The sequence below is a fragment of the Mesorhizobium sp. M7A.F.Ca.CA.002.04.1.1 genome (assembly GCF_004022805.1).
GTDB lineage: Bacteria > Pseudomonadota > Alphaproteobacteria > Rhizobiales > Rhizobiaceae > Mesorhizobium > Mesorhizobium ciceri.
In genome coordinates, this window is the sequence record NZ_RZPL01000813.1 from 1 (window position 1) to 2,393 (window position 2,393).

2 protein-coding genes, 1 tRNA gene and 1 pseudogene are annotated in these 2,393 nt (G+C 62.2%); all 4 read right to left on the reverse strand.

What is annotated here, in order from left to right; genetic code table 11:
* Positions 1 to 440: 440 nt before the first annotated feature.
* Positions 441 to 516, reverse strand: a tRNA-Trp gene (locus ENZ75_RS28830).
* A gap of 80 nt (positions 517 to 596) precedes the next feature.
* Positions 597 to 1,148: a putative glycolipid-binding domain-containing protein gene (locus ENZ75_RS28835; protein WP_063168072.1), complete on the reverse strand. Its 552-nt coding sequence runs from the start codon at positions 1,146 to 1,148 to the stop codon at positions 597 to 599.
* A gap of 29 nt (positions 1,149 to 1,177) precedes the next feature.
* The gene (locus ENZ75_RS28840) at positions 1,178 to 1,660 is read right to left on the reverse strand and encodes a group II truncated hemoglobin (protein ID WP_024505637.1); all 483 of its coding nucleotides are present in this window, start codon (positions 1,658 to 1,660) and stop codon (positions 1,178 to 1,180) included.
* Between the two features lie 102 nt (positions 1,661 to 1,762).
* A pseudogene (locus tag ENZ75_RS28845) lies at positions 1,763 to 2,393 on the reverse strand (hypothetical protein); the annotation flags it as partial.

Consider the following 2,393-nt stretch of genomic DNA (forward strand, 5'->3'; position numbering starts at 1 on the left):
GAACCTGCTGGAGAAAGACGAAAGGATTTGTGGTTTTCGAAGCCATATGCCGCTCTGTCTTCAAGACCCGTTGGCCGGGTCTCCTGGATGATCCCGCTGGCCGGGACGTGCCGCCTGAGCGAATTTCGCGCCGAATCAGCGCAATCATTTCGCCCATGCAAATCAGACGCGTAAAGCCGGTTTCCCAGCTCCACGCGTCGCGTGTCTGTTTCGTCTACATAAAACCGATTCTTGATCCACGCAAGTGGCAAGTCTCCGCTTTATGACCAAACACCGCCTCGGAACCATCCAGTCGTTCCGTCCCGGCTATGGCGCTCTTATGCCCCAATCGACCCTATATGGCAAGCGGGTCGCCGATTTTCAAAGGCCGGACCATGGAAATATCGTTTTGAACGCCATTCCGAAACGGCGAGACATTGGGTTGAATGCCATTCAGGGAATGGCACGGGCAGCAGGGCTCGAACCTACGACCTGCGGTTTTGGAGACCGCCGCTCTACCAACTGAGCTATGCCCGTACGTGCGCATGTCGGCGCAGCAGGCGCTTCCTAAAAGCTTCCGCACGCTCTGTAAAGAGCGGTTTGCATGCAAACACGCCTTAACCTCTGCGCCAGAAATCGGGATAGTCGACAACCAGCCCGTTGCGGTCGATTTCAAGTTCCCGCCTGAAGTCGCTGGCGCGCGATTCATAGAGATATCGCCTGCCCTCTTCGAGGCATGTGTAGCGCTGCGGGTTGGCGACGACCGTGAGGGCGGGGAAGTCGATGAAGGCAGTGGTTATCTCGGCACTCTGCCCGGCGGAAAGCTGCAATCGCCGGATCGGCAGCGTGTTGGTGAACGGCGTGATGGTCAGGTCGGGATCGAAAATGCCATCGAGCTCCGGCATCGGCAGGCCGTCCCTGGTCCAGCGACCATCGCCATCGGCGGCAAGAACAAGCGTGCGGCCGCTACCGATCATATCGACAACGACACGCCTGGCGTGCCAGCCGACATCGCAAACGATGCGGTAACGGACGGCAAAAGGCGTTTGCCCGGAGCAGACTGCGACAGAGTCGGCCGAGACCTCCCCTGCCCGCTCCTGCAGCACCAAATGTTCGAGACCCGGTCCGTCCCACTCGCGCCAACGTATGATCTTCACATCTTCCGGCATCAGCCCAACACCTCCATGGCGACTGGACGCTAGTTTGTACCCGGTGGCTGATAGGGGCCGCCCGGCACACCCCAGCCCCAGGCCGGCATCGGTTCCGTCTGCGGATCGCAGGTTTCGCCGAGATTGGAGTTCATCTTGGCCAGGCGCGATCCCCATTCGACATAGCCCATGAAGGCCGAACGGAATTCCGGATCGTCAGGCAGGCCGACCGCGTCGGCGGCATCGGCCAGGAGGCTGATCCAGCGGCGGCGCTGCTCTTCGCTCAGATGCTTGCCCAGATGGTGCATGACCATCTCGCGGTGGCCGCCGAACTGCTCGCTGTAGGTCTTCGGTCCGCCGAAAACCTCGCCGATGAAGGCCGCGACATGGGCGGGGTGATCCGGCGACATGGTCTTGAACACCGGCCCGACGATCGGGTCCTGCGCCACCTTGTCATAGAAGGTCTGGGTGAGCCGGTTCAAAGCCTCGCTGCCGCCGGCCCATTCGTAGAGTGTCGGGATATCCTGGCCCATTCTCGATCCTCCGCCTGCCTGAAGCCGCCAGCAGCGACGATAGCGGAAAAATCGAAAGCGGCTCAACCTGCCTCGATGGCCAGTTTCGGGCTCCGTCGCCCACTACAATTTGGCCGGCGCGTCAGCCTCGGCATTGGCGGAAGGCCGGATCCGGCAATTCTCGGGTCTTGGCACCGCCTCGCAAATGGTGGCGCCGGTCAGCGCGTCGACCGATTGCAGGCTCGTCGTCAGGCCAACCTTCAGCATCATGTCGGGTTCCAGCCGGCGCTCGACCGAGCGCCGCTCGATCGCCGCGAACAGGGCGGAACTGATCGCCATCTCCTCCAGGTAGGCCTTGACCATCAGCTTTTGCCCCATCGGGTAGAGGCTAAGTCGCGCCTGGGGACCGACAAGCCGCCTGATGCCGCCGGCAAGCATGAGCGCGCAGGCCGAATCGCACTCCACGCCCGCATCGATGCTCAGCCCGGCATAGGCGCCCTCCTTGGCCAGGCAATTCCACGCTCCTGGGTCACAGCCGACGAAATCGGTGCGGCCAACGGCGACGTCGAGCTTCTTTTCATGGATAAGCCGTCCCGCCGCCAGGGCGCTGAACAGGTCGCCTCCCTTCGAGCTGATCACGACAGGCAGTTGCCGTTTGCCGAGCGTGGCGAGCAGCTGGCGCAGCTTCTGCGGGGTCTGGGGGGTGATCGCGCCTTCCGCCGAGATCCATTCCGGGCAGTCTGGATTGCAGAGC